The 23,325-nt window shown below is 71.8% G+C and carries 23 protein-coding genes; 15 read left to right on the top strand and 8 right to left on the bottom strand.

Annotated elements, in window-relative coordinates:
* Positions 1 to 27 precede the first annotated feature (27 nt).
* Positions 28 to 894: a LysR family transcriptional regulator gene (locus tag AC1DQC_RS12350; RefSeq protein ID WP_477051533.1), complete on the bottom strand. Its 867-nt coding sequence runs from the start codon at positions 892 to 894 to the stop codon at positions 28 to 30.
* Positions 895 to 964: 70 nt separating this feature from the next.
* On the opposite strand from AC1DQC_RS12350, the gene AC1DQC_RS12345 reads away from it, so the two are divergent.
* From AC1DQC_RS12345 to AC1DQC_RS12330, 4 genes are all read left to right on the top strand, one after another.
* Positions 965 to 1,435 (top strand): carboxymuconolactone decarboxylase family protein, encoded by a 471-nt coding sequence (locus AC1DQC_RS12345; protein WP_477051532.1) that lies wholly within the window; start codon positions 965 to 967, stop codon positions 1,433 to 1,435.
* A 14-nt stretch (positions 1,436 to 1,449) separates the two neighbouring features.
* Positions 1,450 to 1,812 carry a nuclear transport factor 2 family protein gene (locus AC1DQC_RS12340; protein WP_477051531.1) on the top strand — a complete coding sequence of 121 codons (363 nt, stop codon included), beginning with the start codon at positions 1,450 to 1,452 and terminating at the stop codon, positions 1,810 to 1,812.
* Positions 1,813 to 1,884: 72 nt separating this feature from the next.
* The gene (locus AC1DQC_RS12335) at positions 1,885 to 2,550 is read left to right on the top strand and encodes a PadR family transcriptional regulator (RefSeq protein ID WP_477051530.1); all 666 of its coding nucleotides are present in this window, start codon (positions 1,885 to 1,887) and stop codon (positions 2,548 to 2,550) included.
* Positions 2,547 to 4,178: a DHA2 family efflux MFS transporter permease subunit gene (locus AC1DQC_RS12330; protein WP_477051529.1), complete on the top strand. Its 1,632-nt coding sequence runs from the start codon at positions 2,547 to 2,549 to the stop codon at positions 4,176 to 4,178. The genes AC1DQC_RS12335 and AC1DQC_RS12330 overlap by 4 nt, the downstream gene beginning before the upstream one ends.
* Before the next feature lie 55 nt (positions 4,179 to 4,233).
* Here the strand turns inward: AC1DQC_RS12330 and AC1DQC_RS12325 are convergent, their stop codons facing one another.
* Positions 4,234 to 5,640, bottom strand: a complete 1,407-nt coding sequence (locus AC1DQC_RS12325; RefSeq protein ID WP_477051528.1) for a class II fumarate hydratase — start codon at positions 5,638 to 5,640, stop codon at positions 4,234 to 4,236.
* An 83-nt stretch (positions 5,641 to 5,723) separates the two neighbouring features.
* Here AC1DQC_RS12325 and AC1DQC_RS12320 point away from each other — a divergent pair, with 83 nt between their 5' ends.
* Positions 5,724 to 6,041, top strand: a complete 318-nt coding sequence (locus tag AC1DQC_RS12320) for a DUF2087 domain-containing protein (RefSeq protein WP_477051527.1) — start codon at positions 5,724 to 5,726, stop codon at positions 6,039 to 6,041.
* A gap of 4 nt (positions 6,042 to 6,045) precedes the next feature.
* On the opposite strand, the gene AC1DQC_RS12315 is transcribed toward AC1DQC_RS12320, so the two are convergent.
* The gene (locus AC1DQC_RS12315) at positions 6,046 to 6,678 is read right to left on the bottom strand and encodes a carbonic anhydrase (protein ID WP_477051526.1); all 633 of its coding nucleotides are present in this window, start codon (positions 6,676 to 6,678) and stop codon (positions 6,046 to 6,048) included.
* Positions 6,679 to 6,819: 141 nt separating this feature from the next.
* Here AC1DQC_RS12315 and AC1DQC_RS12310 point away from each other — a divergent pair, with 141 nt between their 5' ends.
* Genes AC1DQC_RS12310 through AC1DQC_RS12295 form a run of 4 tightly spaced genes read left to right on the top strand, consistent with a single transcriptional unit; the run spans position 6,820 to position 11,249 of the window.
* The gene (locus AC1DQC_RS12310) at positions 6,820 to 8,115 is read left to right on the top strand and encodes a sugar ABC transporter substrate-binding protein (RefSeq protein ID WP_477051525.1); all 1,296 of its coding nucleotides are present in this window, start codon (positions 6,820 to 6,822) and stop codon (positions 8,113 to 8,115) included.
* Positions 8,112 to 9,107: a carbohydrate ABC transporter permease gene (locus tag AC1DQC_RS12305; RefSeq protein WP_477051524.1), complete on the top strand. Its 996-nt coding sequence runs from the start codon at positions 8,112 to 8,114 to the stop codon at positions 9,105 to 9,107. The genes AC1DQC_RS12310 and AC1DQC_RS12305 overlap by 4 nt, the downstream gene beginning before the upstream one ends.
* Positions 9,107 to 9,955 carry a carbohydrate ABC transporter permease gene (locus AC1DQC_RS12300; protein ID WP_477051523.1) on the top strand — a complete coding sequence of 283 codons (849 nt, stop codon included), beginning with the start codon at positions 9,107 to 9,109 and terminating at the stop codon, positions 9,953 to 9,955. Before AC1DQC_RS12305 ends, AC1DQC_RS12300 begins: the two co-directional genes overlap by 1 nt.
* Before the next feature lie 37 nt (positions 9,956 to 9,992).
* A complete protein-coding gene (locus AC1DQC_RS12295; RefSeq protein WP_477051522.1) occupies positions 9,993 to 11,249 on the top strand; it encodes an ABC transporter ATP-binding protein in 1,257 nt (418 codons plus the stop codon).
* Between the two features lie 4 nt (positions 11,250 to 11,253).
* On the opposite strand, the gene AC1DQC_RS12290 is transcribed toward AC1DQC_RS12295, so the two are convergent.
* The 3 genes from AC1DQC_RS12290 to xseA all read right to left on the bottom strand — a co-directional run bounded on the left by AC1DQC_RS12290 (position 11,254) and on the right by xseA (position 13,863).
* On the bottom strand, positions 11,254 to 12,180 hold the full coding sequence (locus tag AC1DQC_RS12290; RefSeq protein WP_477051521.1) for a carbohydrate kinase family protein: 927 nt from the start codon (positions 12,178 to 12,180) through the stop codon (positions 11,254 to 11,256).
* Positions 12,180 to 12,479, bottom strand: coding sequence for an exodeoxyribonuclease VII small subunit (locus AC1DQC_RS12285; protein ID WP_477051520.1), 300 nt, complete (start codon positions 12,477 to 12,479; stop codon positions 12,180 to 12,182). Before AC1DQC_RS12285 ends, AC1DQC_RS12290 begins: the two co-directional genes overlap by 1 nt.
* 112 nt (positions 12,480 to 12,591) lie before the next feature.
* Complete coding sequence (gene xseA, locus AC1DQC_RS12280; protein ID WP_477051519.1) at positions 12,592 to 13,863, bottom strand: exodeoxyribonuclease VII large subunit; 1,272 nt, start codon at positions 13,861 to 13,863, stop codon at positions 12,592 to 12,594.
* Positions 13,864 to 13,985: 122 nt separating this feature from the next.
* Here xseA and AC1DQC_RS12275 point away from each other — a divergent pair, with 122 nt between their 5' ends.
* Positions 13,986 to 15,047 carry a 4-hydroxy-3-methylbut-2-enyl diphosphate reductase gene (locus AC1DQC_RS12275; protein ID WP_477051518.1) on the top strand — a complete coding sequence of 354 codons (1,062 nt, stop codon included), beginning with the start codon at positions 13,986 to 13,988 and terminating at the stop codon, positions 15,045 to 15,047.
* A 52-nt stretch (positions 15,048 to 15,099) separates the two neighbouring features.
* Here AC1DQC_RS12275 and AC1DQC_RS12270 read toward each other — a convergent pair whose 3' ends face one another.
* Positions 15,100 to 16,455 carry a DNA recombination protein RmuC gene (locus AC1DQC_RS12270; protein WP_477051517.1) on the bottom strand — a complete coding sequence of 452 codons (1,356 nt, stop codon included), beginning with the start codon at positions 16,453 to 16,455 and terminating at the stop codon, positions 15,100 to 15,102.
* 78 nt (positions 16,456 to 16,533) lie between these two features.
* Here AC1DQC_RS12270 and AC1DQC_RS12265 point away from each other — a divergent pair, with 78 nt between their 5' ends.
* From AC1DQC_RS12265 to AC1DQC_RS12245, 5 genes are all read left to right on the top strand, one after another.
* Complete coding sequence (locus AC1DQC_RS12265; RefSeq protein WP_477051516.1) at positions 16,534 to 17,301, top strand: ABC transporter ATP-binding protein; 768 nt, start codon at positions 16,534 to 16,536, stop codon at positions 17,299 to 17,301.
* Entirely contained in the window at positions 17,277 to 18,836 is a 1,560-nt protein-coding gene (locus AC1DQC_RS12260) for a hypothetical protein (RefSeq protein ID WP_477051515.1), read from the top strand. The genes AC1DQC_RS12265 and AC1DQC_RS12260 overlap by 25 nt, the downstream gene beginning before the upstream one ends.
* Before the next feature lie 279 nt (positions 18,837 to 19,115).
* Positions 19,116 to 20,810, top strand: a complete 1,695-nt coding sequence (locus AC1DQC_RS12255; protein ID WP_477051514.1) for a hypothetical protein — start codon at positions 19,116 to 19,118, stop codon at positions 20,808 to 20,810.
* 82 nt (positions 20,811 to 20,892) lie between these two features.
* On the top strand, positions 20,893 to 21,966 hold the full coding sequence (gene ychF, locus AC1DQC_RS12250) for a redox-regulated ATPase YchF (RefSeq protein ID WP_477051513.1): 1,074 nt from the start codon (positions 20,893 to 20,895) through the stop codon (positions 21,964 to 21,966).
* Between the two features lie 104 nt (positions 21,967 to 22,070).
* Positions 22,071 to 22,937 (top strand): GyrI-like domain-containing protein, encoded by an 867-nt coding sequence (locus AC1DQC_RS12245; protein ID WP_477051512.1) that lies wholly within the window; start codon positions 22,071 to 22,073, stop codon positions 22,935 to 22,937.
* Positions 22,938 to 23,095: 158 nt separating this feature from the next.
* On the opposite strand, the gene AC1DQC_RS12240 is transcribed toward AC1DQC_RS12245, so the two are convergent.
* A partial coding sequence (locus tag AC1DQC_RS12240) for a GlsB/YeaQ/YmgE family stress response membrane protein (protein ID WP_477051511.1) occupies positions 23,096 to 23,325 on the bottom strand: 230 nt, incomplete at its 5' end.

The raw sequence follows: 23,325 nt of genomic DNA, 5'->3' as shown, positions 1-23,325 counted from the left end.
AACCGATATGAGTCGCGCCCTCCAGGCTCAGGAGTGGACGCGCAGGCGCTCGAGGAACGCCCCGGCGGCGGGGCTCGGCGTGGAGCGCCAGACGATCCCCAGCCGGGACCGCGCCTGCGAGTCCTGGAGGGGGATCCGCCGCAGGTCCCACAGCGAGGCGGTCGTCTCGCTGACGACGCCGGCGCCGACCCCGCGCAGCGCCAGCAGCTCCACGAACGAGGGTGTGGGCACCTCCCACCGCGGGACGACCGTGCGCCCGATCCGTCGCATCGCCGCGTCCAGGGCGTCGCGAGCGCCCGTGCCCGGCACGAGCGCGATGAGCGGTGCGGTGGCGAGCTCCGCCGGACGGATGAGCGACCGCGACGCCCACGGGTGCTCGTCGCTGACCACCACGACGAGCGCGTCGTCGAACACCACGACGCTGTGCAGGTCGGCGGGCGCGGCCTGCGACCAGGCGGCGATCGCGACGTCGAGCTCCCCGCCGCGGACCTGGTCCAGCAGCTCCTGGGAGCTGCCCTCGCGCAGGCGCAGGTCGACGCCCGGGTGCGCCGCGTGCAGGTCCGAGATCGCGTCGAAGAGCCGTGGCCAGAGCAGCGTCGTCACCGTCCCGACCCGCAGCGTCCCGACCAGGAGTCCACGCACGTCGCTGGCCGTGGCCGCGACGTCGTCCACCGCGGACAACGCGGTCCGCACGGCGGGGAGGAGGGCCTCGCCCTCCGCGGTGAGGACGACCCCACGGCCGACGCGTCGGAAGAGCGGCAGGCCGAGCTCGCGCTCGAGCTTGGCCAGCTGGCTGCTGACGCCGGACTGGGCGACCTGGAGCGAGCGGGCGGCTGCGGTGACCGACCCCTCGTCGACCACGGCCAGCAGGTAGCGCAGACGCAGCAGATCCATAACTCACGACGATAGATGGGATCGGAAACCGATGTTGGACGGATGGGTCGCACGGTCGAAGACTCGACCTATGACCCACGTCCCCATCCCGTCCCGGCTGGACATCGACACCGTCGCCCCGACGTTCTCCCGCGCGCTGGCCCACCTGGACTCGGCGACCACCGCCGAGCTCGACGCGGCCGGCATCGAGCCCGACCTGCGTGAGCTGGTCCGGATCCGCGCCTCGCAGCTGAACGGGTGCGCGTACTGCGTCGCCGTGCACACCGAGGACGCGCTCCGCGCGGGGGTGGCCGTCGGGCGCGTGGCCGCCGTACCCGTCTGGCGGGAGTCGCCCTTCTTCAGCGCGCGCGAGCGCGCCGCCCTGGAGCTCACCGACGCCATCACGTGCGCCGTGAACCACCACGTCCCGGACGCCGAGTGGCGCGCGGGCGCGACCGCGTTCACGCCGACCGAGCTGGGCGCGCTCGTCGCGCTCGTCGTCACCATCAACGCCTGGAACGCCGTGGGCGTGACCACCCGCGCCTGGGCCCCCGAGCTGTGAACGAGAGGATCGAGATGACCGCCACCGACCAGACCCGGCACGCCGTCACCACCTACTTCGAGGCCTGGCGCGCCCGGGACTTCGAGCGGCTGCGCACCGTGCTGGCTCCCGACGTGTCGTTCGTGGGTGCGCTCGGCCGGGCGGAGGGGGCCGACGAGTGCCTCGCCGGTCTGCGCGGCATGGCGGAGTCGGTGATGACCGACCTGGTGCTGCACGCCCGCGTCGTGGACGGAGCCGACGCCATCACGTGGTTCGACCTGGTGAGCGGGGACACAACCCTGCCCACGGCCAACTGGAGCCATGTCGAGGACGGGCTCATCACGCGGATCCGGGTGACCTTCGACCCTCGTCCTCTCGTGGAGCGCACCGGACGCTGAGGCCCGTCTCGCGGAAAGGCCCCGACCTGGGCTATATTCCAGTCGGAATACTTCGACGGGAGGGGAATGCGGATGGCCGAGCTCTCCGCCGTGTCCGTGCTCGTCCTGGCGCTGCTGCACGAGCAGCCGATGCACCCCTACCAGCTGCACCAGACCCTGGTGGAGCGCGGGGACACCCGGCTCGTGCGGGTCAATCCGGGCGCCGTCTACCACGGGGTGGAACGGCTCGAGCGCGACGGCCTCGTCGAGATCGTCGGCACCGACCGCGCCGGCAAGCGCCCCGAGCGCACCACCTACCGCATCACCGACGCCGGCCGGACGGCCTGCGCGGAACGGCTCGCCAGCCTCCTGGGTGACGAGCACCGGGAGTACCCCTTGTTCTCCGTCGGACTCGCCGAGGCGAACGAGCTGCCGGTGCCCGTCGTCCTCGAGCAGCTCACGCGTCGGCGGGACCGCACGGCGGGCCACCTGGCCACCCTGGAGGCGTCCTACCGGGCCGTCCGGGACCTGGGCCTGCCGCGGCGGTACCTCCTCGACGTCGAGCACGACCTCGCGCTGCTCCGCGCGGAGATGTCATGGCTCGATGGCATGCTCGACGAGCTGCGGGCCGACACCCTCGACTGGACGGCTCCGTTCCCGCCGGAGTTCGTCGAGGCCAAGCGCGCGCTCCGACCTGTCGATCCCGACGCCCCTCGCTCGTCTCACTCACACCACGCCTCGTCGAAGGACAGCTCATGACCACCACCACCGACCAGCCACGCGCGCTCGTCGACCTCCATGGCCGCAGCCCGTGGAGCATCCTGCCCGCGCTGTGCCTCGGCTTCTTCATGATCATGGTCGACACCACGATCGTGAACATCGCGATCCCGTCCCTGGTCACGGCGTTCGACGCCGACCTGACGGCGGTCGGCTGGGTCAACAGCGCCTACCTGCTGACGTTCGCCACCCTGCTGCTGGTCACCGGCCGGCTCGGTGACCGCTTCGGACCGCGGCCGGTCTTCATCGTCGGCCTCGTCATCTTCACGCTCACGTCGCTGCTCTGCGGCCTGTCGGGGTCGATCGCGATGCTGATCGCCGCCCGCGCGGCCCAGGGCGTCGGCGCCGCCCTCATGACGCCGCAGACCATGTCGATGATCACGCGCGTCTTCCCGCCGCAGAAGCGCGGCTCGGCGATGGGCCTGTGGGGTGCCGTCGCCGGCATCGCCACGATCACCGGTCCCGTGCTCGGCGGCCTGCTGGTGCAGACCGTCGGCTGGGAGTGGATCTTCTACGTGAACATCCCCGTCGGCGTCGTGGCGCTGGTTCTCGCCGTCCGCACCCTGCCCACGCTGCCCACGGCCAACCGCTCGTTCGACGGCCTCGGCGTGCTGCTCTCGGTGGTCGGCATGTTCCTCGTCGTGTTCGGCGTCCAGGAGGGTGCCACCTACGACTGGGGCACCATCACCGGCCCGATCACCGTCTGGAGCGTCATCGGCGCGGGCGTGCTCGTGCTCGTCTGCTTCGTGCTGTGGCAGCGCCACCGCGGCAGCGACGCGCTGCTGCCGCTGAGCCTGTTCCACCACCGGAACTTCTCGCTCGCCAACGTGGCCGGCTGGGCCGTGACGTTCGCGATGATCGGCATCTTCTTCCCGTTCACGCTCTTCCTGCAGGAGGTCCTCGGCCTCGAACCCCTCCAGGCGGCGCTCGTCGGCCTGCCGGGCTCGCTGATCTCGGGCGTCGTCGCGCCGTTCGCCGGCCGGCTGTCCGACCGGATCGCCGGCAAGTGGGTGGTCGCCAGCGGGTTCGCGCTGCTCACCGTGGCCATCACCTGGCTCGCGCTCGCGGTCCACCCGGACGTGCCCGTGTGGCACCTCGTGCTCCCGATGGTCCTGTTCGGCGTCGGCACGGGCGCGCTCTTCTCGCCGCTGGCCAACCTCGCCACGTCGGGGCTCGACGGACGGACCGCGGGCGCCGGCGCGGGCGCGTTCAACACGACCCGCCAGATCGGCGGAGTCATCGGCTCCGCGGCGGTCGTCGCCGTGCTCACCTCGCGCCTGGGCGTCGAGATCCCGGCGGCGGCCCGGTCGGCGGCCGACCAGCTGCCCGCGCCGCTCCGCCAGCCGTTCGTCGACGGGTTCGCGTCCGGCAACTTCGCCAGCGGCGCGGCACCGACGCTGCCCGCGTCCGTGCCCGCGGACGTCGCCGCGCAGGTCCAGCAGGTCGCGCTCAACGCCGTGCACTCCGGCTTCGCGATCGCGGTGACGCAGACGATGCTGTTCACGGTGTCCGTGCTGGTGCTCGGGCTCGTCGCCAGCCTCGCGATGAAGGGCGGCCGCCCGGTGCACCACGCGCCGGCCGCGCCGGCCCCGGTGGCCGTCGAGGTCTGATCCCGACGACGACGAAGGCCCCGGTCCGCGCGGACCGGGGCCTTCGTCGTGCGCGTCAGGCCCGCGGCGGGCGCGTCATGCTCAGCACGTCGAGGGCGCTGTCCAGCTGCTCCTCGGTCACCTCGCCGCGCTCGACGAAGCCGAGGTCGATGACGGCCGCGCGGACCGTGATCCCGTGCTTGACGGCGTGCTTGGCGATCTTCGCGGCCGCCTCGTAGCCGATCACGCGGTTCAGCGGCGTGACGATCGACGGCGACGACTCGGCCAGCGCCCGGGCCCGCTCCACGTTGGCCACCAGCCCGGTCACGGTCTTGTCGGCCAGCAGGCGCGACGCGTTGGCCAGCAGGCGGACCGACTCGAGCACGCCGGCCGCGATGACGGGGATCTGCACGTTGAGCTCGAACGACCCGCTCGCACCCGCCCAGGCGACCGTGGCGTCGTTGCCGACGACGCGGGCGGCGACCATGAGCACCGCCTCAGGGATCACCGGGTTGACCTTGCCGGGCATGATCGACGACCCGGGCTGCAGGTCGGGGATCGCGATCTCGCCGAGCCCGGTGTTCGGGCCCGAGCCCATCCAGCGCAGGTCGTTGCAGATCTTGGTCAGGCTGACGGCGATGGTGCGCAGCGCGCCCGACAGCTCGACCAGTCCGTCGCGCGAGCTCTGTGCCTCGAAGTGGTCGCGCGCCTCGGTCAGGGGCAGCCCGGTGTCCTCGCGCAGCAGGGCGATGACCCGCTGCGGGAAGCCCGCCGGGGTGTTGATGCCCGTGCCGACGGCCGTGCCTCCGAGCGGCACCTCGGCCGCGCGCGGCAGCGCCGACTGCAGCCGCTCGATGCCGTACCGGACCGCGGCGCCGTACCCGCCGAACTCCTGGCCGAGCGTGACGGGAGTGGCGTCCATCAGGTGCGTGCGGCCGGACTTCACCACCTCGGCCCACTCGACCGCCTTGGCCTCGAACGCCTCCGCGAGATGCTCCAGCGCCGGGACCAGGTCCCGGACCACGCCGGCGGTCGCGGCGACGTGCACCGACGTGGGGAACACGTCGTTCGACGACTGCGACGCGTTGACGTGGTCGTTCGGGTGCACGTCGCGGCCCAGCCGGCGCGTGGCCAGCGTCGCGAGCACCTCGTTGGTGTTCATGTTCGAGCTGGTGCCCGAGCCCGTCTGGTACACGTCGATCGGGAAGTCGCCGTCGTGCGCGCCTGAGGCGACGTCGTCGGCGGCGGCGACGATGGCGTCCGCGACGTCCTGCTCGAGGACGCCCAGCTCGGCGTTCGCCCTGGCTGCGGCCTTCTTGATGCGGGCGAGCGCCTCGATGTGGCTGCGCTCGAGGCGGCTGCCGGAGATCGGGAAGTTCTCGACGGCCCGCTGCGTCTGTGCGCGGTAGAGGGCGTCGACCGGCACGCGCACCTCGCCCATCGTGTCGTGCTCGATGCGGAACTCAGAAGTCATGCCCAACATCCTGCCGCACGCGCCGGGATGGCCCGACCCGGCGTGACGCAATCGGCGTGCGGTCCACGCGGTGTGGCGGGCACCATGACGGCATGTCGTCCCCGTGCGCCGCCGAGCGGTTCCTCGACCGCGGGCACCTCGTCCGCACGCCCCGGCGCCACGACGATCGCGCCCTCGTGCTCGAGCACCTGGCCTCCCGCGTGCTCGCGCCCGGCGAACGTGCGTCCGAGGCGGAGCTGACGCAGCGAGCGGCCGCGTTCACCCACGACCCCGTCCGGCTGCGGCGGGACCTCGTCGAGGCCGGGCTGGTCGGGCGGCGGCAGGACGGCTCGGCGTACTGGCGCGAACGCAGCACCCCGCACGACGACGAGGACGGCGCGCTGCCGAGGCCGGCGGACCCGTGGCCGTGAGCCGTCAGCCGAGGTCGCCGGCCGCCTCGCTGAGGTGCACGGTCCCGTCGGCCAGCGTGTACTCGAGCCCGACGACCGCGACGCGCCCCTCGGTGATGGCCTCGGCGAGCGACCGCGAGTAGCTCTGCAGCATGCGGACCGTGTGCTTCACGTGCTCGTGACCGAGCACCGCCGGGTCCAGGCTGTCGAGCGCGCCCGGACCGCCTCCCGCCAGGTTGACGATGCTCGGGATGACGCGGTCGACGATCGCCCGGACGAACCCGGTCGGCAGCTCACCCGTGGTGAGCGCCGTCGTGGCCGCGGCGACCGCGCCGCAGCTGTCGTGCCCGAGCACGACGACGAGCGACGCGCCCAGCACCTCGACGCCGTACTCGATCGACCCGATGACCGTCGTGTCGAGCACGTGCCCGGCGGTGCGGACCACGAACACGTCGCCGAGGCCCTGGTCGAAGATGATCTCGGCGGCGACGCGCGAGTCCGAGCACCCGAAGATCACGGCGAAGGGGTGCTGCGAGGAGCTCAGCTCGGCGCGGTGGTCGACGCCCTGCGAGGGGTGGAGCATCTCGCCGCGGACGAAGCGCTCGTTCCCTTCGCGCAGTGCGGACCAGGCTTCGGCGGGAGTGGTAGGTCGTGGCACGGCGCCATCGTCGCAGGTCGGGACGACGCACGGGAGCCGCCGTTCACCGTGCGAGAAAGCCGCCAGCGGTAGCGCGCGTGGGCCGAACGGGTGTAGCCCTTGACCTGTGAGGCGTCGACGCCTCGGTTTCGGAGGTGCTCCGTGCGACGACGCACCAGGGGGCTCGCCCTCGCTCTGGGGGTGGGGCTCGTCGCTCCGCTGGCAGCCTGCGCAGGATCCGGGTCAGGGACCCCGGTTCTCACCTGGTACATCAACCCCGACAACGGGGGCCAGGCGGAGATCGCCAAGCAGTGCACCGAGTCCGCCAACGGGCAGTACACGATCGAGACGTCCGTCCTCCCGCGTGACGCGTCGGCGCAACGCGAGCAGCTGGCCCGCCGGCTGGCCGCCAAGGACTCGTCCATCGACATCATGAGCCTGGACCCGCCCTTCATCCCCGAGCTGGCCGAGCCGGGCTTCCTCGCCCCGATCCCGCAGGACGTCCAGGCGAAGGTCACCGAGAACGTGGTCAAGGGCGCCCTCGCCGGCGCGACGTGGAAGGACGAGCTCGTCACGGTGCCCTTCTGGGCGAACACGCAGCTGCTCTGGTACCGCAAGTCGGTGGCGAAGGCCGCGGGCCTCGACCCGGCGACCACGCCCGTGACGTGGGACCAGATCATGAAGGCGGCCAAGGACCAGGACAAGTACCTCGCCGTGCAGGGCACCAAGGCCGAGTCGCTGACCGTGTGGATCAACGCGCTCGTCGCGTCGGCCGGCGGCCAGATCATCGAGAACCCCGAGGCCCCGGCCGAGGAGGTCAAGCTCGGGCTGGAGACGCCCGCGGGCGAGGCCGCCGCGACGATCATGGGCACTATCGGCAAGGAGGGTCTCGGCGGTCCGGGGCTTCCGACGGAGGACGAGAACGCGTCGTTGTCGGTGTTCCAGGGGGACAAGGGCTCGTTCATGGTCAACTGGCCGTTCGTGTACTCCGCCACCGAGGCCGGGGTGAAGGACGGCACGCTCGACCAGTCCCTCCTCGACGACATCGGGTGGGCCCTGTACCCGCAGGTGACGGCGGACCAGCCCACGGCGCCTCCCTATGGCGGGATCAACCTCGGCGTGGGGGCGTTCAGCAACCACGTCGACCTGGCGTTCGCGGCGTCGGAGTGCATCGTGACCCCCGAGCACCAGGCGCAGTACTTCGCGACGAACGGCAACCCGCCGTCCAACACCGCGTCGTACGACGACCCGGCGGTCAAGGAGGCGTTCCCGATGGCGGACGTCATCCGGCAGTCGCTCGAGCAGGCCGCGCCCCGCCCGCAGACGCCGTACTACAACGAGGTGTCGACCGGCCTGCAGCAAACGTGGCACCCGCCGAGCTCGGTGACCCCGGAGGTCACGCCGAAGGAGTCGACCGACCTGATCACCGCCGTGCTGCGAGGGGAGCAGCTGCTATGAGCACCGCATCGACGGGGGCGGGGCCGGTCCAGGCCCAGGTCCCGGCCGGGGCCCCGCCGGACCTGCGCGACGCCGCGGCCAAGGCGGGGCGCAGCGACCGGTCGCGGTCCGAGGCCCGGCTCGGCTGGCTGCTCGCGGGCCCGGCGTTCGTGGTCATGCTGGCGGTCACGCTGTACCCGATCCTCCAGGCCTTCTACGACTCGCTGTTCCACTTCCGCCTCACCGCGCCGGACGACAAGCGCTGGGCGGGCCTCAGCAACTACGCGGTCGTGCTCACCGACCCGCTCTTCTGGCAGGCGCTCGGCGTGACGGTGTTCATCACGGTCGTCACCGTCGTGGTCGAGCTGATCCTCGGCTTCGCGCTCGCGCTGGTGATGCACCGCGCGATCACCCAGCTCCGCGGCCTGCTGCGCACCGCGATCCTCGTGCCCTACGGCATCATCACGGTGGTCTCGGCGTTCGCGTGGTTCTACGCGTTCGACATCAACTCCGGGTACATCAACCACTGGTTCGCGTGGGTGCCCGGGATCAGCACGGACCTCAACTGGTTCGCCCAGCAGGGCACCAGCCTCTTCGTCATCATCCTGTCGGAGATCTGGAAGACCACCCCGTTCATCTCGCTGCTCCTGCTGGCCGGCCTCTCGCAGGTGCCGACCGAGCTGGAGGAGGCGGCGGAGGTCGACGGCGCGACGTGGTGGCAGCGGCTGACGCGCGTGGTCCTGCCGAACATGAAGGCCGCGATCATGGTCGCGGTCCTGTTCCGAGCGCTCGACGCGTTCCGGATCTTCGACAACGTGTTCATCATGACCAACGGCGCGAACGGTACCGAGGTGCTGTCGCTGCTGGCGTACCGGACGTCGATCGGGCGGCTCGAGATCGGCCTCGGGTCGGCGATCTCCGTCCTGCTGTTCCTGTGCGTGATCCTGATCTGCTGGATCGCGGTCAAGCTCTTCAAGGTCGATCTGGCCGGCGGCGCGAGGGGAGCGGGCTGATGAAGCAGCTGTCGACCAGGGCCAAGTGGGGCTGGGCCCTCATCACGATCTTCGTGATCTCGTACGCCCTCTTCCCGATCGTCTCGATCTTCGCCACGTCGTTCAAGCTGCCCAGTCAGCTCAACCTGGGGCTGTTCTGGCCGAAGACCTGGTCGACCGTGAACTACGAGCAGATCCTCGCCCCGGGCGGGTCGGCGCAGACGCTGTTCCTGTCCTCGTTGCGCAACTCGATCGGCATCTGCCTGATCGCCACGGCCATCGCGGTGGTCCTCGCCACGCTCGCGGCCTACGCGATCGCGCGGCTCGACTTCCCAGGCAAGCGCCTGGTCCTGCTCACCGCGCTCGGGGTCTCGATCTTCCCGGTCATCTCGATCGTCACGCCGCTGTTCAACCTCTGGCGGAACATCGGCCTCTACGACACGTGGCTCGGGCTGATCATCCCGTACCTGTCGCTCACGCTGCCCATCTCGATCTGGACCCTCGCGGCGTTCTTCCGGCAGATCCCGTGGGAGCTCGAGCAGGCCGCCCAGGTGGACGGTGCGACGACGTGGCAGGCCTTCCGCAAGGCGATCGTCCCGCTCGCCGCGCCCGGCGTGTTCACCACCGCGCTGATCGCGTTCTTCATCGCCTGGAACGACTTCGTCTACGGCATCTCGCTCACGTCGACGGACCGGGCCCGGCCGGTCCCGGCCGCGCTGGCCTTCTTCACGGGGGCCTCCCAGTTCGAGGAGCCGACGGGGTCGATCTCCGCCGCCGCCATCGTCGTGACCATCCCTGTCGTCATCCTCGTCCTGCTCTTCCAACGTCAGATCGTGTCCGGCCTGACCCAGGGCGCCGTCAAGGGCTGACGTCCACGCGCGCAGTCCGTCCCACGAAGGAGATCCGATGGCAGCCATCACCCTCAAGGACATCGTCAAGCAGTACGGCGATGGGTTCCTCGCCGTGAAGGGCGTGAGCCTCGACATCGCCGACGGCGAGTTCGTGATCCTCGTCGGCCCCTCGGGCTGCGGGAAGTCCACGCTGCTGCGGATGATCGTCGGCCTCGAGGACATCACGGCGGGCGACCTCCAGATCGGTGGTGAGCGGGTCAACGACAAGGCGCCGCGCGACCGGCACCTCGCGATGGTGTTCCAGAACTACGCGCTCTACCCGCACCTGACCGTCTTCGAGAACATCGCGTTCCCGCTGCGCCTGCAGAAGGGGCAGTTCACCGACGCCGAGATCCGCGAGAAGGTCGAGTTCGCCGCGAAGACGCTCGAGCTGCAGGACCACCTCGAGCGCAAGCCCGCCAACCTGTCCGGCGGGCAGCGACAGCGCGTCGCGATGGGCCGCGCGATCGTCCGCGAGGCGCAGGCGTTCCTCTTCGACGAGCCGCTGTCGAACCTCGACGCCAAGCTGCGCGGCCAGATGCGCACCGAGATCGCCCGGATGCAGCGCCGGCTGGGCACCACCACCGTCTACGTCACCCACGACCAGACCGAGGCCATGACCCTCGGCGACCGGGTGGCCGTCCTGCGCAAGGGTGAGCTCCAGCAGGTCGCCAGCCCGCGAGGCCTGTACGAGCAGCCGGTCAACCTCTTCGTCGCCGGCTTCATCGGCTCGCCGCCCATGAACTTCCTGCCGGGGGAGATCAACGGGTCGACCATGAGGCTGCCGTTCGCCGACGTGCCGATCTCCGCCGCGCTCGCGCCCAAGCTGCAGGGCAAGGAGATCGTCATCGTCGGCATCCGGCCCGAGCACTTCGAGGACGAGGCTCTCCTCGACGACTCCAAGAAGGGCACCGGCGTCTCGTTCACCGCGCCCGTGGACGTCACGGAGTGGCTCGGCTCCGAGCTCTACGCCTACATCCCGTTCGACACGAACCCCGACGTCGCGTCCACCCTGGAGGAGCTCGACCGCGACCTGGACGGCGAGGGGCTGCGCACGCAGCTGATCGTCGCGCTCCCCTCGGAGACCAAGATCCGCGAYGGCCGGGACGCGACCCTGTGGTTCGACCCCGCGAGGATGATGGTGTTCGACCCCGAGAGCGGCGAGAACCTCACGTGGGACGGCGACGCCGCACAGACGCTCGACCGCGAGAACGAGGCCGACCGCAAGGCCTCCCTCGAGCGGGCTCAGGCGCGCGAGAAGGCGCACGCCTGACGGGTCAGTCGAGCTCGGCCGAGCGTGGGGGGTTGGCGCCCGGACGCGAGACGGTGATCGCCGCGATGCGGGCGCAGCGCTCGAGCACCGCCTGCACGGTCGCCGCGTCGACGTCCGCCAGCGCCTGCCGGCGGTCGGCCCCCAGCAGCCCGGCCGACCAGAGCCCGTCGATCAGGCCGCCMATGAACGAATCGCCTGCGCCGACCGTGTCCGCCACCTGCACCTTGGGCGCCACCACCGACAGCCGCGCGCCCGCCGACGTGCTCGCGAACGCGCCCTCGCCACCGTGCGTCACGACGACGAGCGACGGGCCCGACCGGCTCCACTCCTCGGCGATCTCCGCCGGCGCGACGCCGGGGTGCAGCCAGGCGAGGTCCTCGTCGCTGACCTTGACCACGTCGGCCAGCCGCACCAGGGCGTCCACCACAGGCAGGGCGTGCGCGGGCGAGCCCATGAGCACCGGCCGCAGGTTGGGGTCGTACGTCACTGTCGACGTGTCGCGGCGCCGGGCCAGGATCGCGGCGACGGCGGCCCCGCCGGGCTGCAGCACGGTCGCGATCGAGCCGGTGTGCACCACCAGCGGATCCCCGGGGTCCTCGTCCCACGTCTCGGGCAGGTCCCACTCGAGGTCGAACTCGTAGGACGCCGAGCCGTCGGAGCCGATGGTCGCCGTGGCCAGCGACGTCCGCGCCGCCGACCGGTTTCCCTCGAGCACGTGGACGCCCGAGCCCTCCAGGTGGTGCCGCACCAGGTCGCCCTCGGCGTCATACCCGAGCCACGTGAGCAGGTCGACGTGCCGGCCGAGGCGTCCGAGCCCCAGCGCCACGTTCGCGGGGCTGCCGCCGGGGTGCTCCGCGCGGCTGCCGTCCGCCCGGGCGACCACGTCGATCAGGGCCTCGCCCACGACGAGGGCGCGGTCGGTCGTGCTCATCAGGACTCCTCGTCGTCCGTGCTGCCGGCCGCCGGGGTGTCGCGCACCGCGCTGAGCCGCTCCCGTGCCCCGTCCAGCCACTCCTGGCACCGCGCGGCGAGCGCCTCGCCGCGCTCCCAGAGCGTCAGCGACTCCTCGAGGGTCGCGGCGCCCGCCTCGAGCCGCGCGACCACTGCGACGAGCTCGTCGCGAGCCTCCTCGTAGCCGAGCTCACGCACGTCGGCGTTCACGTCGGGCGGCGGGGCGGCGGGCGAGGAGGACGGGGACGGCTTCGGCACAGGGACAGTCAACCAGGACATGCCCACACCGCTGCGCGGCCCCACCATCCACCGAGACGAGCCTCGAGCCGGGCCTCGCGTGAGCCGGTCACACGCGCCGGGGCCGACCCGGATGCCAGGACGGCCACGCGCGTCAGGTGGTCACACGCGCCGCGACCTCGCCGCGGGCGACGCGGATGCGTAAGGCGTCGCCGTCGGCCACCTCGGCCGGGTCGCGCAGCACGTGCCCGTCGGCACGCTGGACCACGGCGTACCCCCGGTCGAGGGTCGCGGCCGGCGACAGCGCCCTGACCTGCGCCGCGAGGCCCGCCACCTCCGCGCGCCCGTGCACGAGCGCCGTGTGCAGCGAGCGGCGCGCGCTGTCCCGGAGGGCCGCCACCCGGTGCTCGTGCACGTCGACCAGCGTGGTCGGGTTGGCCAGGACGGGCCGGCTGCGCCAGTGGTCCAGGCCGGTCTGCTCGCGGTGCAGCCGGGCCGTCAGCGCGGCGCGCGCCCGCAGCCGGGCCTGCGTGACGCGCGCACGCTCCTCGCTCACGTCGGGCACCACCCGCTTGGCCGCGTCGGTCGGCGTCGAGGCGCGCAGGTCCGCCACCAGGTCGAGCAGGGGCGTGTCGAGGTGGTGCCCGATCGCGCTGACCAGCGGCGTGCGGCAGGCGGCGGCGACGCGCACCAGCGACTCGTTGCTGAACGGCAGGAGGTCCTCGAACGAGCCACCGCCGCGGGCGACCACGATCACCTCGACGCGGGGGTCGCGGTCCAGCTCGGCGATGGCGGCACTGACCTCGGGGACCGCGCGCGGACCCTGCACCGTCACCCGCCGGATCTCGAACTGCACCGCCGACCAGCGGGCGCGCGCGTTGGAGACGACGTCGTGCTCGGCATCGCCCTGCTGCGCCACGATCAGCCCGACCCGCGCGGGCAGGAACGGCAGGGCGCGCTTACGCGAGGGCTCGAACAGCCCCTCGGCGCCGAGGATGCCCTTGAGGTGCTCGATCCGGGCCAGGAGCTCGCCGAGCCCAACCAGCCGGACGTCGTCGGCCGAGAACGACAGCGTCCCCTTCTTCGCGTGGAACTGCGGCCGCGCGTGCACCACCAGGTGGGCCCCGTCCGCGAGCTTGTCCGCCAGCGGGCCGATCGCGGAGGCCGGCGCCGTCACCGACAGCGACATGTCGAGGTCCGTGTCGCGCAGCGTCAGGAAGTAGAGGGTGTTCCACCGCTTGAGGTTGAGCACCTGGCCCTCGACCCAGACCGGCGGCATCTTCGCGATGTAGTCGGCGATCTTGGGGGCCAGGTGCCGCACGGGCCAGGGGCGGTCGGGCGTCGTGTCCGCGGCGCGCAGCGGCGGGGGACCGGCCGCCGGCGCGCTGGTGATGGGGCCGGTGCTCACGCGCCCAGCCTGCCTCATCCCGCCCACACCCGGTCCGCCCTCGCACATTCGTGTGCACCCAGTGCGGGTCGGGTGGAGGTCACAGCCGCAGACGCCCGATCGGCCGGGGCCGTGCGGACGCGCCGAACTAGACTCCCGACGTGACCTCTTCGACGCCCGACGGCCAGGACCTCGGCCCCGTGACCCCCGCCGTCGGCGGCAAGCGCGTCCTGCTCGCCGCCCCGCGCGGCTACTGCGCCGGCGTCGACCGCGCCGTGATCGCCGTCGAGAAGGCCCTCGAGCACTACGGCGCCCCGGTGTACGTGCGCAAGGAGATCGTGCACAACAAGTACGTCGTCGAGACGCTGGCCGCCCGCGGTGCGGTCTTCGTGAACGAGACGGACGAGGTGCCCGAGGGCGCGCGTGTCGTGTTCTCGGCGCACGGGGTGTCCCCGGCGGTGCACGCCCAGGCGGCCGCACGGTCCTTGCAGACGATCGACGCGACCTGCCCCCTGGTGACGAAGGTGCACAAGGAGGCGGTGCGGTTCGCCTCGGAGGACTACGACATCCTCCTCATCGGCCATGACGGGCACGAGGAGGTCGAGGGCACGTACGGGGAGGCCCCCGACCACATCCAGGTGGTGAACTCGCCGGAGGCCGTGGCCGACATCGTGGTCCGCGACCCCGACAGGCTCATCTGGATCTCCCAGACCACCCTGTCCGTCGACGAGACGATGGACACCGTCCGCCGCCTGCGCGAGCGGTTCCCCAACCTGCAGGACCCGCCCAGCGACGACATCTGCTACGCCACCCAGAACCGCCAGGTCGCGGTGAAGAAGCTGGCGCCCGAGTGCGACCTGGTCATCACGGTCGGCTCGGCGAACTCGTCGAACTCCGTCCGGTTGGTCGAGGTGGCGCTGGACGCGGGCGCGCGGACGTCCTACCGGGTGGACCAGGCGTCCGAGATCGACCTGGCGTGGCTCGACGGCGTCACGACGGTCGGGGTGACGTCCGGCGCCTCGGTGCCCGAGATCCTGGTCCGCGACGTCCTCGCGCTGCTGGCCGAGCACGGCTTCGGCGACGTGCAGGAGGTGCGCACCGCGACCGAGGACCTCATGTTCTCGCTGCCGCGCGAGCTGCGCGCCGACCTGAAGGCCGCCGGCAAGGCGCCCGAGGTGCCGCGCCGCGAGGGCCGCCGGTCCCTGGACGTCCAGCCCGCCTGACCCCCCGCCCGCGCGGCCCGCGCGCCGACACGGTCGGCTCGCGACGTGCACGTCACGCGGTCGACGCGTCGCCCTCGGTCCTCTGTGGCGCGGCGCTCTCGTCCCTCAGCGCTCGCTCGTCGCGCTCCGCCCGGCCGTCGAACAGGACGAGCTGCTCCTCGGCGGCGGCCACCAGCTCCGGGGCGCTGACGACGGACAGCTGCGGGTTGACCGGGTCCGGGGTGGGAAGGTCGGCGTCCACGACGTGCAGGTCGGCGAACCGTCGGGCGCTCACCAGCACGCGCGTCTCGAGCGAGGACACCGTCTGGTTGTAGGCGCCCGCCGCCGAGTCGAGGGCGCGGCCGAGCTTGGCCAGGTGCGACCCCATCGTCGCCAGCCGACCGTGCAGCTCCTTGCCCAGCGAGAGGACCGCCTGCGCGTTGCTGGCCAGCGCGTCCTGCCGCCAGGCGTAGGAGATGGTCCGCAGGAGCGCCAGCAGGGTGGTGGGGGTGGCGATGACGACGTTGCGCTCGAACGCGTACTCGATCAGCAACGGGTCCTGCTCGGCGGCCGCGTGCAGGAACGACTCGGCGGGCACGAACATCACGACGAACTCCGGCGCCGGCGCGAACTGGTCCCAGTAGCGCTTGGCCGCGAGGTCGTCGACGTGCGCCCGGACGTGTCGCGCGTGGGCGGCGAGCCGCTCGGTACGCACACGCTCGTCGGTCGCCTGCGCGGCGTCGAGGAAGCCGAGGAACGCGACCTTGGCGTCCACGACCACGTTCTTGCCCCCGGCGAGCTTGATCACCATGTCCGGCCGCAGCAGGCCGTCGTCCGTGCGCACCTGGTCCTGCTCGACGAAGTCGACGTGCGCGAGCATCCCTGCGGCCTCGACCACGCGCTTGAGCTGCAGCTCGCCCCACCTGCCGCGCACCTGCGACGAGCGCAGCGCGGTGACCAGCTGGGCAGTCTCGCCGCGGAGGTGCTCGGACGCCTGCTGCATCGCGCGCACCTGCTCCCCGAGCGCGGCCTGCCCGGCCGCGCGTGCCTGCTCGGCGGTCGACAGCTCGCGGCGGACCTGGTCGAGCGTGCGGGAGAGCGGCTCCACCATGGCCCGCACGGCCTGCTCGCGCTGGGTGAGCTCGCCGACCTGGGTCTGGTGGTCGGCGGCGAACCGCTGGTGGGCGAGCGCGAGGAACTGGTCGGAGCTGGTCGCCAGTGCGTCCGCGGCGAGGGCCCGGAACTGGTCCGCCAGCCGGTCCGAGTCCGCGAGCCGCGCCTGCGCGCCGTGCCGCTCGGCCTCGAGCAGTGCCGTGGCCCGGGCGGCCGCGAGGTCGGCCGCGCGCAGCCGGGCGGACGCCAGCAGCCAGCCCACGAGCACGCCGACGACGGCCCCGATCACGAGTCCCAGCAGCAGTCCGGTGTCCATGCGAGCACCCTCCCAGCGCCCACCGACATGCGGCCCGGATCCCGCACGGCGCGCCGCCCGGCCACCTAGGGTGGACCGATGTCGACCGCACCCGCCCTTGAGCTGCGCGGCCTCTGGCGCCGGTTCGGGGACAAGATCGCCGTCTCCGGGATCGACCTCGTCGTGCCGGCCGGGTCGTTCTACGGCCTCGTCGGCCCGAACGGTGCGGGCAAGACGACCACCCTGTCGATGGCGACGGGGCTGCTGCAACCCGACTTCGGCACGGTGCTGGTGCACGGCCGCGACCTGTGGGCCGCGCCCGTCGAGGTGAAGGCCATGCTCGGCGTCCTGCCCGACGGCGTGCGCCTGTTCGACCGGCTCACGGGCGAGCAGCTGATCACCTACGCGGGTCTGCTCCAGGGACTGGACCGCGCCACGGTGGCCGAGCGCACGACCGACCTGCTGGCCGCGCTCGACCTCACGGCCGACGCCACGAAGCTGGTCGTCGAGTACTCCGCGGGCATGACCAAGAAGGTCGCGCTGGCGTGCGCGCTGGTGCACGCGCCGCGGCTGCTGGTGCTCGACGAGCCCTTCGAGGCCGTGGACCCGGTCTCCGCCGCGAACATCCGCGACATCCTGGCGTCCTACGTCCGTTCCGGGGGCACCGTCATCGTGTCCTCGCACGTCATGGACCTCGTCCAGCGCATGTGCGACCACGTCGCGGTCATCGCGGCCGGGCACGTGCTCGCCGCCGGCACCGTCGACGAGGTCCGCGGCGACGGCAGCCTGGAGGACCGGTTCGTCGACCTCGTCGGCGGCAGGGTCGGCGGGGAGGGGCTCGCGTGGTTGCGCACCTCGTCCGCCTGAAGCTGACGCTGCTGCGCAACGGTCTGCGGCGCAGCGCGTGGCAGATCGTCGGCCTCGCGGTCGGCGCCCTCTACGGCCTCCTGGCGCTGGCGGTCGTGGTGGTGTCCATGGCCGTGCTGAGCGTCCAGGAGCCGGACATCCGGGGACTGGTGACCATCCTGCTCGGGTCGGTGCTGGTGCTCGGCTGGTGGGTGGTGCCGCTGCTCGCCTTCGGCCTCGACTCGACCATCGACCCGGCGCGGTTCGTCACCTTCGCCATCCCGCGGCGGTCGCTGCTCGTCGGCCTGGCGCTCGCGGGGCTGCTGGGCATCCCCGGCGTCGTGACCACCCTGGCGGTGCTCTCGATGGCGGGCGTGTGGTGGCGGACGCCCGCGGCCCTCGTCGCCGGGCTCGTCTGCGCCGTGCTCGCGCTGGCCACATGCGTGGTCGGAGCTCGGGCCACGACGTCCGCGGCGTCGAGCCTCATGAGCGGACGACGGTTCCGCGAGGTCATGGCGGCCGTCGTGATCCTGCCGTTCATCGTCGTCGGACCCCTGCTCGGCCGGTTCTTCTCGGGGACGACGATCACCCAGCCGATGGTCGAGCAGGTGGCCGACGTCCTGTCGTGGACGCCGGTGGGTGCCGTGTGGGCGGTCCCCGCGGACGTCGCCGACGGCCGGTGGTCCCTCGCCGCCGTCCGCTTCGCGATCGCCGTCGGCACGCTGGTCGTCGCGGCCGTCGTGTGGGACCGCGCGATGGCGCACGCCCTGGTCAACCCGCCCCACCAGGCGGTGTCCACCCGCGGGCACGGCCTCGGCTGGTTCGACCGCCTGCCGGCGACGCCCCTGGGTGCCGTGACCGCGCGCTGCCTCACCTACTGGGCGCGCGACCCCCGGTACGCGCTCGCGGCCGCGATCGTGCCCGTGCTCGCCGTCGTGTTCTACGTCGTGAACCCCGGAGGCGGACTGCTCCTGCTCATCGGCCCCATCGCCGGGTACCTGATGGGCTGGGGCATCTCCGCCGACGTCGCCTACGACGGCACGGCGTTCTGGACGCACGTCGCCGCGCCGCTGCGCGGTGTCACGGACCGGCTCGGTCGCGTGCTGGCCGCGGGCGCGATCGCCGTGCCGGCCGTCGTGGTCCTCGCCGTGGCGTCCGCCGTGCTGACGGACAAGGTCGCGCTGGTCCCCGCGCTGCTCGGCGTCTCGTTCGGAGTCCTCCTGACCGCGCTCGGGGGATCGAGCGTCGTCTCCGCGCTGGTGGTCTACCCCGTCCAGATGCCCGGCGAGAACCCGTTCCAGAGCCGGCAGGGTGCCTCGATGTCCGCGCTCGTCTCGCAGGTCTGCGGCTGGCTGGCTGTCATGGTCCTGTGCCTGCCGGAGATCGTGCTGGCCGTGGTGTCCGTCGGGCGCGGCTCGGTCGCGCTGGGCTGGGTGACGCTGGCGGTCGGGCTGGTGCTGGGACCGGTGCTGCTGGCCATCGGCGTCCGGGTCGGCGGCCGCACTCTCGACCGGACCGCGCCGGACCTCCTGCGGCGCATCGTCGCCTTCGCCTGAGGTCGCGCGTAGGGCTGCCGACTTCACCCCTGCCGAGCGTCGGAATCACCCACTTTCAGCACGAGATGTCCGGTATGCCGTGTCATAGTCGAATCAACGCCGGCTTGCGGGACGGCGGACGAGGCGGGCTCAGAGGAGCGTTCCGCGTCTTTGGGGGCCCCGCGACTTTCCGATCCCGACGCGGCTTCTAGCGCGCCGTCGTCCAGGGTCCGCAGCTCCCCTGTCGCTCGAGCAACGAGGCGACCGTACGGCCCATGACTGGCTGAACGGGAGAGACAGATGAGAAAGGCCTTCGCGGCGCTGGTCGCCGCGTGTCTGACATTGCTGGGGGTGGTCGGCCTGGCCGGCACGGCCACGGCGACCGACCTGAGTCAGTACTGCACGTCCCAGGACGGGGGCGGCGAGCTCTGTGACCTCTGGGTCACCTGGAAGGCGCCGAACTACGTGCCGGTCGATCCGACGCTGGCCAGGGTCGGCCTGCCGCAGACGTTCGTGGGATTCGGCAAGATCCACCCCACGGACTGCGGCGTCACCTACCAGAAGGACCACTATTCGGGTTCGCGCGAGGCGATCGAGGCGGTGCTCGCTGACGGTCAGCTGGGGGGCACGGTCGCGCACCCGGAGGACGAGGCGATCGTCACCTACTGGAAGTACTCGTCGTCGGAGCCGTGCGGTCTCCCGCGCGACGCGTCGGCTGACGTGCAGGTCAGCGGCCCGACGTGCGGGGCGGACGGGACCGTCGCCAAGATCAACGTGGTGAACGCGACGGCCGGCCCGGTGGTCCCCACCGGTGGCACGCACTACCAGGTGACCTTCACGGCCGCGCCCGGGCACCTGTTCCCGGCAGGCGACCGGGTGTCCGACGACGGCACCACGCTGGTGTTCGCGTTCGACCTGCTGCCCAGGCTCCCCAAGGAGCAGTGCGTCACGACGATCGTGGACGTGACCTTCCCGCCCGCCTCGCCGCCGACCTGCCAGGCCGGTGCGTCGCTGCCGTCGACCCCGGCCGACACCGACACGTACACGTGGTCGTGGAGCGGGAACACCCTGACGGCCACGACGCGGACCGGTTACACGTTCGCGTCCGGCACCACGCTGAGCACGACGTACACGCTGGCCGGCAAGCTGCCGAGCCCGTCCGCGGAGTGCCCCGTCACCGTCGTGCCGTCGGTGACGGTCACGGACGTCTGCGAGACGGCCAACGACACGGTGGTTCCCGTCGCAGTGCAGGGGATCACGTACGTCACCAGCCGCTCCGGTGCGACCGTCACCGTCACGGCTAGCACGGACGAGGGGTACGTCTTCGGCGTGCTGCCGACGGGCTGGTCGACGACGGAGGGCGGCACCGCGGTGTTCACCGCCACGCTGACCAACACGGCCTGCCCGACGCCCGTGCTGTTCCAGGCACCCACGCTCGACGGCACGGTGCTCAACCCGGTGTGCTCTCTGGATGCCCCGTACCTGCAGGGCAATGTCGTGCTCGTGGACCCCGACAACCAGAGCACGGGCCACACGGCGACGATCAGCCTGACGGACGGGACGAACACCTACACCTACCCGACGGCGTTCCCGCTCGGTGCGTTCTCGGTCCTGTGGCCGGGCGCTGCGGTCGGGCCGGACGGCCACGGCACGCAGTGGCCGGGGTACATCACCAACGCGGACGGCACGTACACGGCCACCACGGGCAACTTCGCGTGGACCCGAGGGCCGAACGTGCACGTGGTGGTGTCGGTGAACCCGACGCTGACGGTGGCGGTCAGCTACCCGCCGTCGTCGCCGACGTGCATCACGACGCCGCCGGTCCTGGTGCCGACATCGGCCGTCCTTGCGGCGCCGGGGTCCTCCGGCTCCTCGGCGGTGCTCGCGGCGACCGGCGCCCATGACGTGCAGGTCTACGCGTGGGCCGCGGTCCTCGCGGTCCTGCTCGGCAGCGGCCTGCTGGTCGCGGTCGGGTCCCGCCGGCAGCGCCGATAGGCCTCGTCCCTGATCCCGGTCGCACGCTCRGCYGAGCGTGCGACCGGGATCACGTTCGCCCGGCGGCCTAGACTGCTCCCTCGTGGCACTCACCATCGGCATCGTCGGCCTGCCCAACGTCGGCAAGTCCACCCTCTTCAACGCGCTGACCCGTGCGCAGGTCCTCGCCGCGAACTACCCGTTCGCGACGATCGAGCCCAACGTCGGCGTCGTCCCGCTGCCCGACCCGCGCCTGGAGGTGCTGGCGGAGCTGTTCGGCTCCGAGCGCATCCTCCCGGCGACCGTGTCGTTCGTCGACATCGCGGGCATCGTCAAGGGCGCCAGCGAGGGGGAGGGGCTGGGCAACAAGTTCCTCGCCAACATCCGCGAGGCCGACGCCATCTGCCAGGTCACCCGCGCGTTCGCGGACCCGGACGTCGTGCACGTCTCGGGTGCGGTGAACCCCAAGGACGACATCGAGATCATCGCCACCGAGCTGATCCTCGCCGACCTCCAGACGCTGGAGAAGGCGATCCCGCGCCTGGAGAAGGAGGTCCGCGCGAAGAAGGCCGACGCCGGCCTGCTCGCGGCAGCCCAGGAGGCGCAGGCCATCCTCGAGACCGGCCAGACCCTGTCGCAGAGTGGCAAGACGATCGAGCACCTCGACGAGCTGCAGCTCATGACGAGCAAGCCGTTCATCTACGTGTTCAACACCGACGATGCCGGGCTGGCGGACACCGCGATGCAGGACGAGCTGCGCGCGCTGGTCGCACCGGCCGACGCGATCTTCCTCGACGCGAAGTTCGAGTCCGAGCTGGTCGAGCTGGAGCCCGACGAGGCGAAGGAGATGCTCGCCGACAACGGGCAGGAGGAGGCCGGCCTCGACCAGCTGGCCCGCGTCGGCTTCCACACGCTCGGCCTGCAGTCGTACCTGACGGCCGGTCCCAAGGAGTCGCGCGCCTGGACGATCCACCGGGGCTGGACCGCCCCGCAGGCCGCCGGCGTGATCCACACGGACTTCCAGAAGGGCTTCATCAAGGCCGAGGTCATCTCGTTCGACGACCTCGTCGCCGCCGGCTCCGTCGCCGCCGCGCGCGCCGCCGGCAAAGCCCGCATCGAGGGCAAGGACTACGTCATGGCCGACGGCGACGTGGTGGAGTTCCGCTTCAACGTGTGATCGCGTCCTCCCTGAGCTGCGCTGTTCACCCGACAGAACCGAACCGGAGAAGTCGGGCGGAGCCCCCTCTGCGTCGATGAGAGTGGGAGGCGAAGGGAGCGGCGATGATCGAGATCCTCAACCGGCTCGTCGACGAGATCGAGCAGCGCCTCGGCGACGACCTCGACGTCGATGACCTCGCGGCATCGATGGGAACGACGGGCTATCACGCGCGTCGCATGTTCTCGTCCTTGGCGGGCATGCCGGTGTCCGACTACGTGCGGCGGCGGCGTATGACTGTCGCCGCGGCTGACGTGATCGGGGACGAGGATCTGCTCACGATCGCCGTGCGGTACGGATACGGCTCGACCGAGGCATTCGGGCGAGCATTCCGTGCCGTGCACGGCGCAAGTCATGGCGACGTCCGCCGTGATGGAGGCCCCCTTCGTAGTCAACCGCAGCTCAGGTTCCGCCTGACCGTCGAAGGGACGCACCCTATGGATGCCCGCATCATCGAACGCCCCGCCTTCCGTCTCATCGGCCACGCCGCTCGCGTGCCGCTGGTCTACGAGGGTGTCAACCCACACATTCAGCGGCACGTCGCTTCGCTGCCCGTCTCCGAGCATGAGCGCCTCAAGCAGCTCGGCGGCACCGAGCCGTCGGGGCTGCTGCAGGTCAGTGCTGATGTCGAACCGGACGCGACTGAGGGCAGCGAACTGACATATCTGCACGGCGTGGCAGTTGACGTCGACGCCCAGACTCCCGATGACCTCGACGTGATCGACGTCGACGCCGGAGCGTGGGTGGTCTTCCGCACTTCCGGTTCGCACCCGGCGGCCCTCCAGGAGGCGTACGCGGCGTCTGCGACAGAGTGGTTCCCCTCCAACCCGTGGCGGCTGCGCCCTGGTCCGTCGATCGTCTCCGTACTCGACCGCGCGCCCGACTTCAGTACCGCGACGTGTGAGCTCTGGTTCCCGGTCGAGCGGGCCTGAGTGAGCGGCCGGACCGGGCTCGGGAGTCCCTGGGCCCGGTCCGCCTCCGTTTCACACGTTGTGCCGGTACGGAACGTGGTGGAGTTCCGCTTCAACGTGTGAGTGTCGGCGCCCGACGTCCCGGTCCTGACGACGGGGACGTCGGGCGCGCGGTGGGGTCAGCTGGTGATGGAGCGGCGGGCGCCGACGCGGATCCAGATGAGCAGCACGATGATGGCGCCGATGATGGATCCGATGATGCCGGCGGGCTGCAGGAAGCCGTCGGCGGCGTCGCTGCGGAAGAACAGGTAGCCGAGGAATCCGCCGACGAACGAGCCGATGATGCCGATGACGATGGTCATGGCGATGGACAGGTTCTGCCGGCCCGGGACGATGAGGCGTGCGAGCA

It is taken from the genome of Cellulomonas sp. P4_H12, assembly GCF_056400905.1.
The sequence above is the reverse complement of the archived record's forward strand: the minus strand, read 5'-3'. Positions and strand labels throughout refer to the sequence as shown.

Coding starts and splice junctions, on each gene's coding strand:
- AC1DQC_RS12350 (WP_477051533.1), bottom strand. CDS start 894: ATGGATCTGCTGCGTCTGCGCTACCTGCTGGCCGTGGTCGACGAGGGG.
- AC1DQC_RS12345 (WP_477051532.1), top strand. CDS start 965: ATGACCCACGTCCCCATCCCGTCCCGGCTGGACATCGACACCGTCGCC.
- AC1DQC_RS12340 (WP_477051531.1), top strand. CDS start 1,450: ATGACCGCCACCGACCAGACCCGGCACGCCGTCACCACCTACTTCGAG.
- AC1DQC_RS12335 (WP_477051530.1), top strand. CDS start 1,885: ATGGCCGAGCTCTCCGCCGTGTCCGTGCTCGTCCTGGCGCTGCTGCAC.
- AC1DQC_RS12330 (WP_477051529.1), top strand. CDS start 2,547: ATGACCACCACCACCGACCAGCCACGCGCGCTCGTCGACCTCCATGGC.
- AC1DQC_RS12325 (WP_477051528.1), bottom strand. CDS start 5,640: ATGTTGGGCATGACTTCTGAGTTCCGCATCGAGCACGACACGATGGGC.
- AC1DQC_RS12320 (WP_477051527.1), top strand. CDS start 5,724: ATGTCGTCCCCGTGCGCCGCCGAGCGGTTCCTCGACCGCGGGCACCTC.
- AC1DQC_RS12305 (WP_477051524.1), top strand. CDS start 8,112: ATGAGCACCGCATCGACGGGGGCGGGGCCGGTCCAGGCCCAGGTCCCG.
- AC1DQC_RS12300 (WP_477051523.1), top strand. CDS start 9,107: ATGAAGCAGCTGTCGACCAGGGCCAAGTGGGGCTGGGCCCTCATCACG.
- AC1DQC_RS12285 (WP_477051520.1), bottom strand. CDS start 12,479: ATGTCCTGGTTGACTGTCCCTGTGCCGAAGCCGTCCCCGTCCTCCTCG.
- xseA (WP_477051519.1), bottom strand. CDS start 13,863: ATGAGGCAGGCTGGGCGCGTGAGCACCGGCCCCATCACCAGCGCGCCG.
- AC1DQC_RS12270 (WP_477051517.1), bottom strand. CDS start 16,455: ATGGACACCGGACTGCTGCTGGGACTCGTGATCGGGGCCGTCGTCGGC.
- AC1DQC_RS12265 (WP_477051516.1), top strand. CDS start 16,534: ATGTCGACCGCACCCGCCCTTGAGCTGCGCGGCCTCTGGCGCCGGTTC.
- AC1DQC_RS12255 (WP_477051514.1), top strand. CDS start 19,116: ATGAGAAAGGCCTTCGCGGCGCTGGTCGCCGCGTGTCTGACATTGCTG.
- AC1DQC_RS12245 (WP_477051512.1), top strand. CDS start 22,071: ATGATCGAGATCCTCAACCGGCTCGTCGACGAGATCGAGCAGCGCCTC.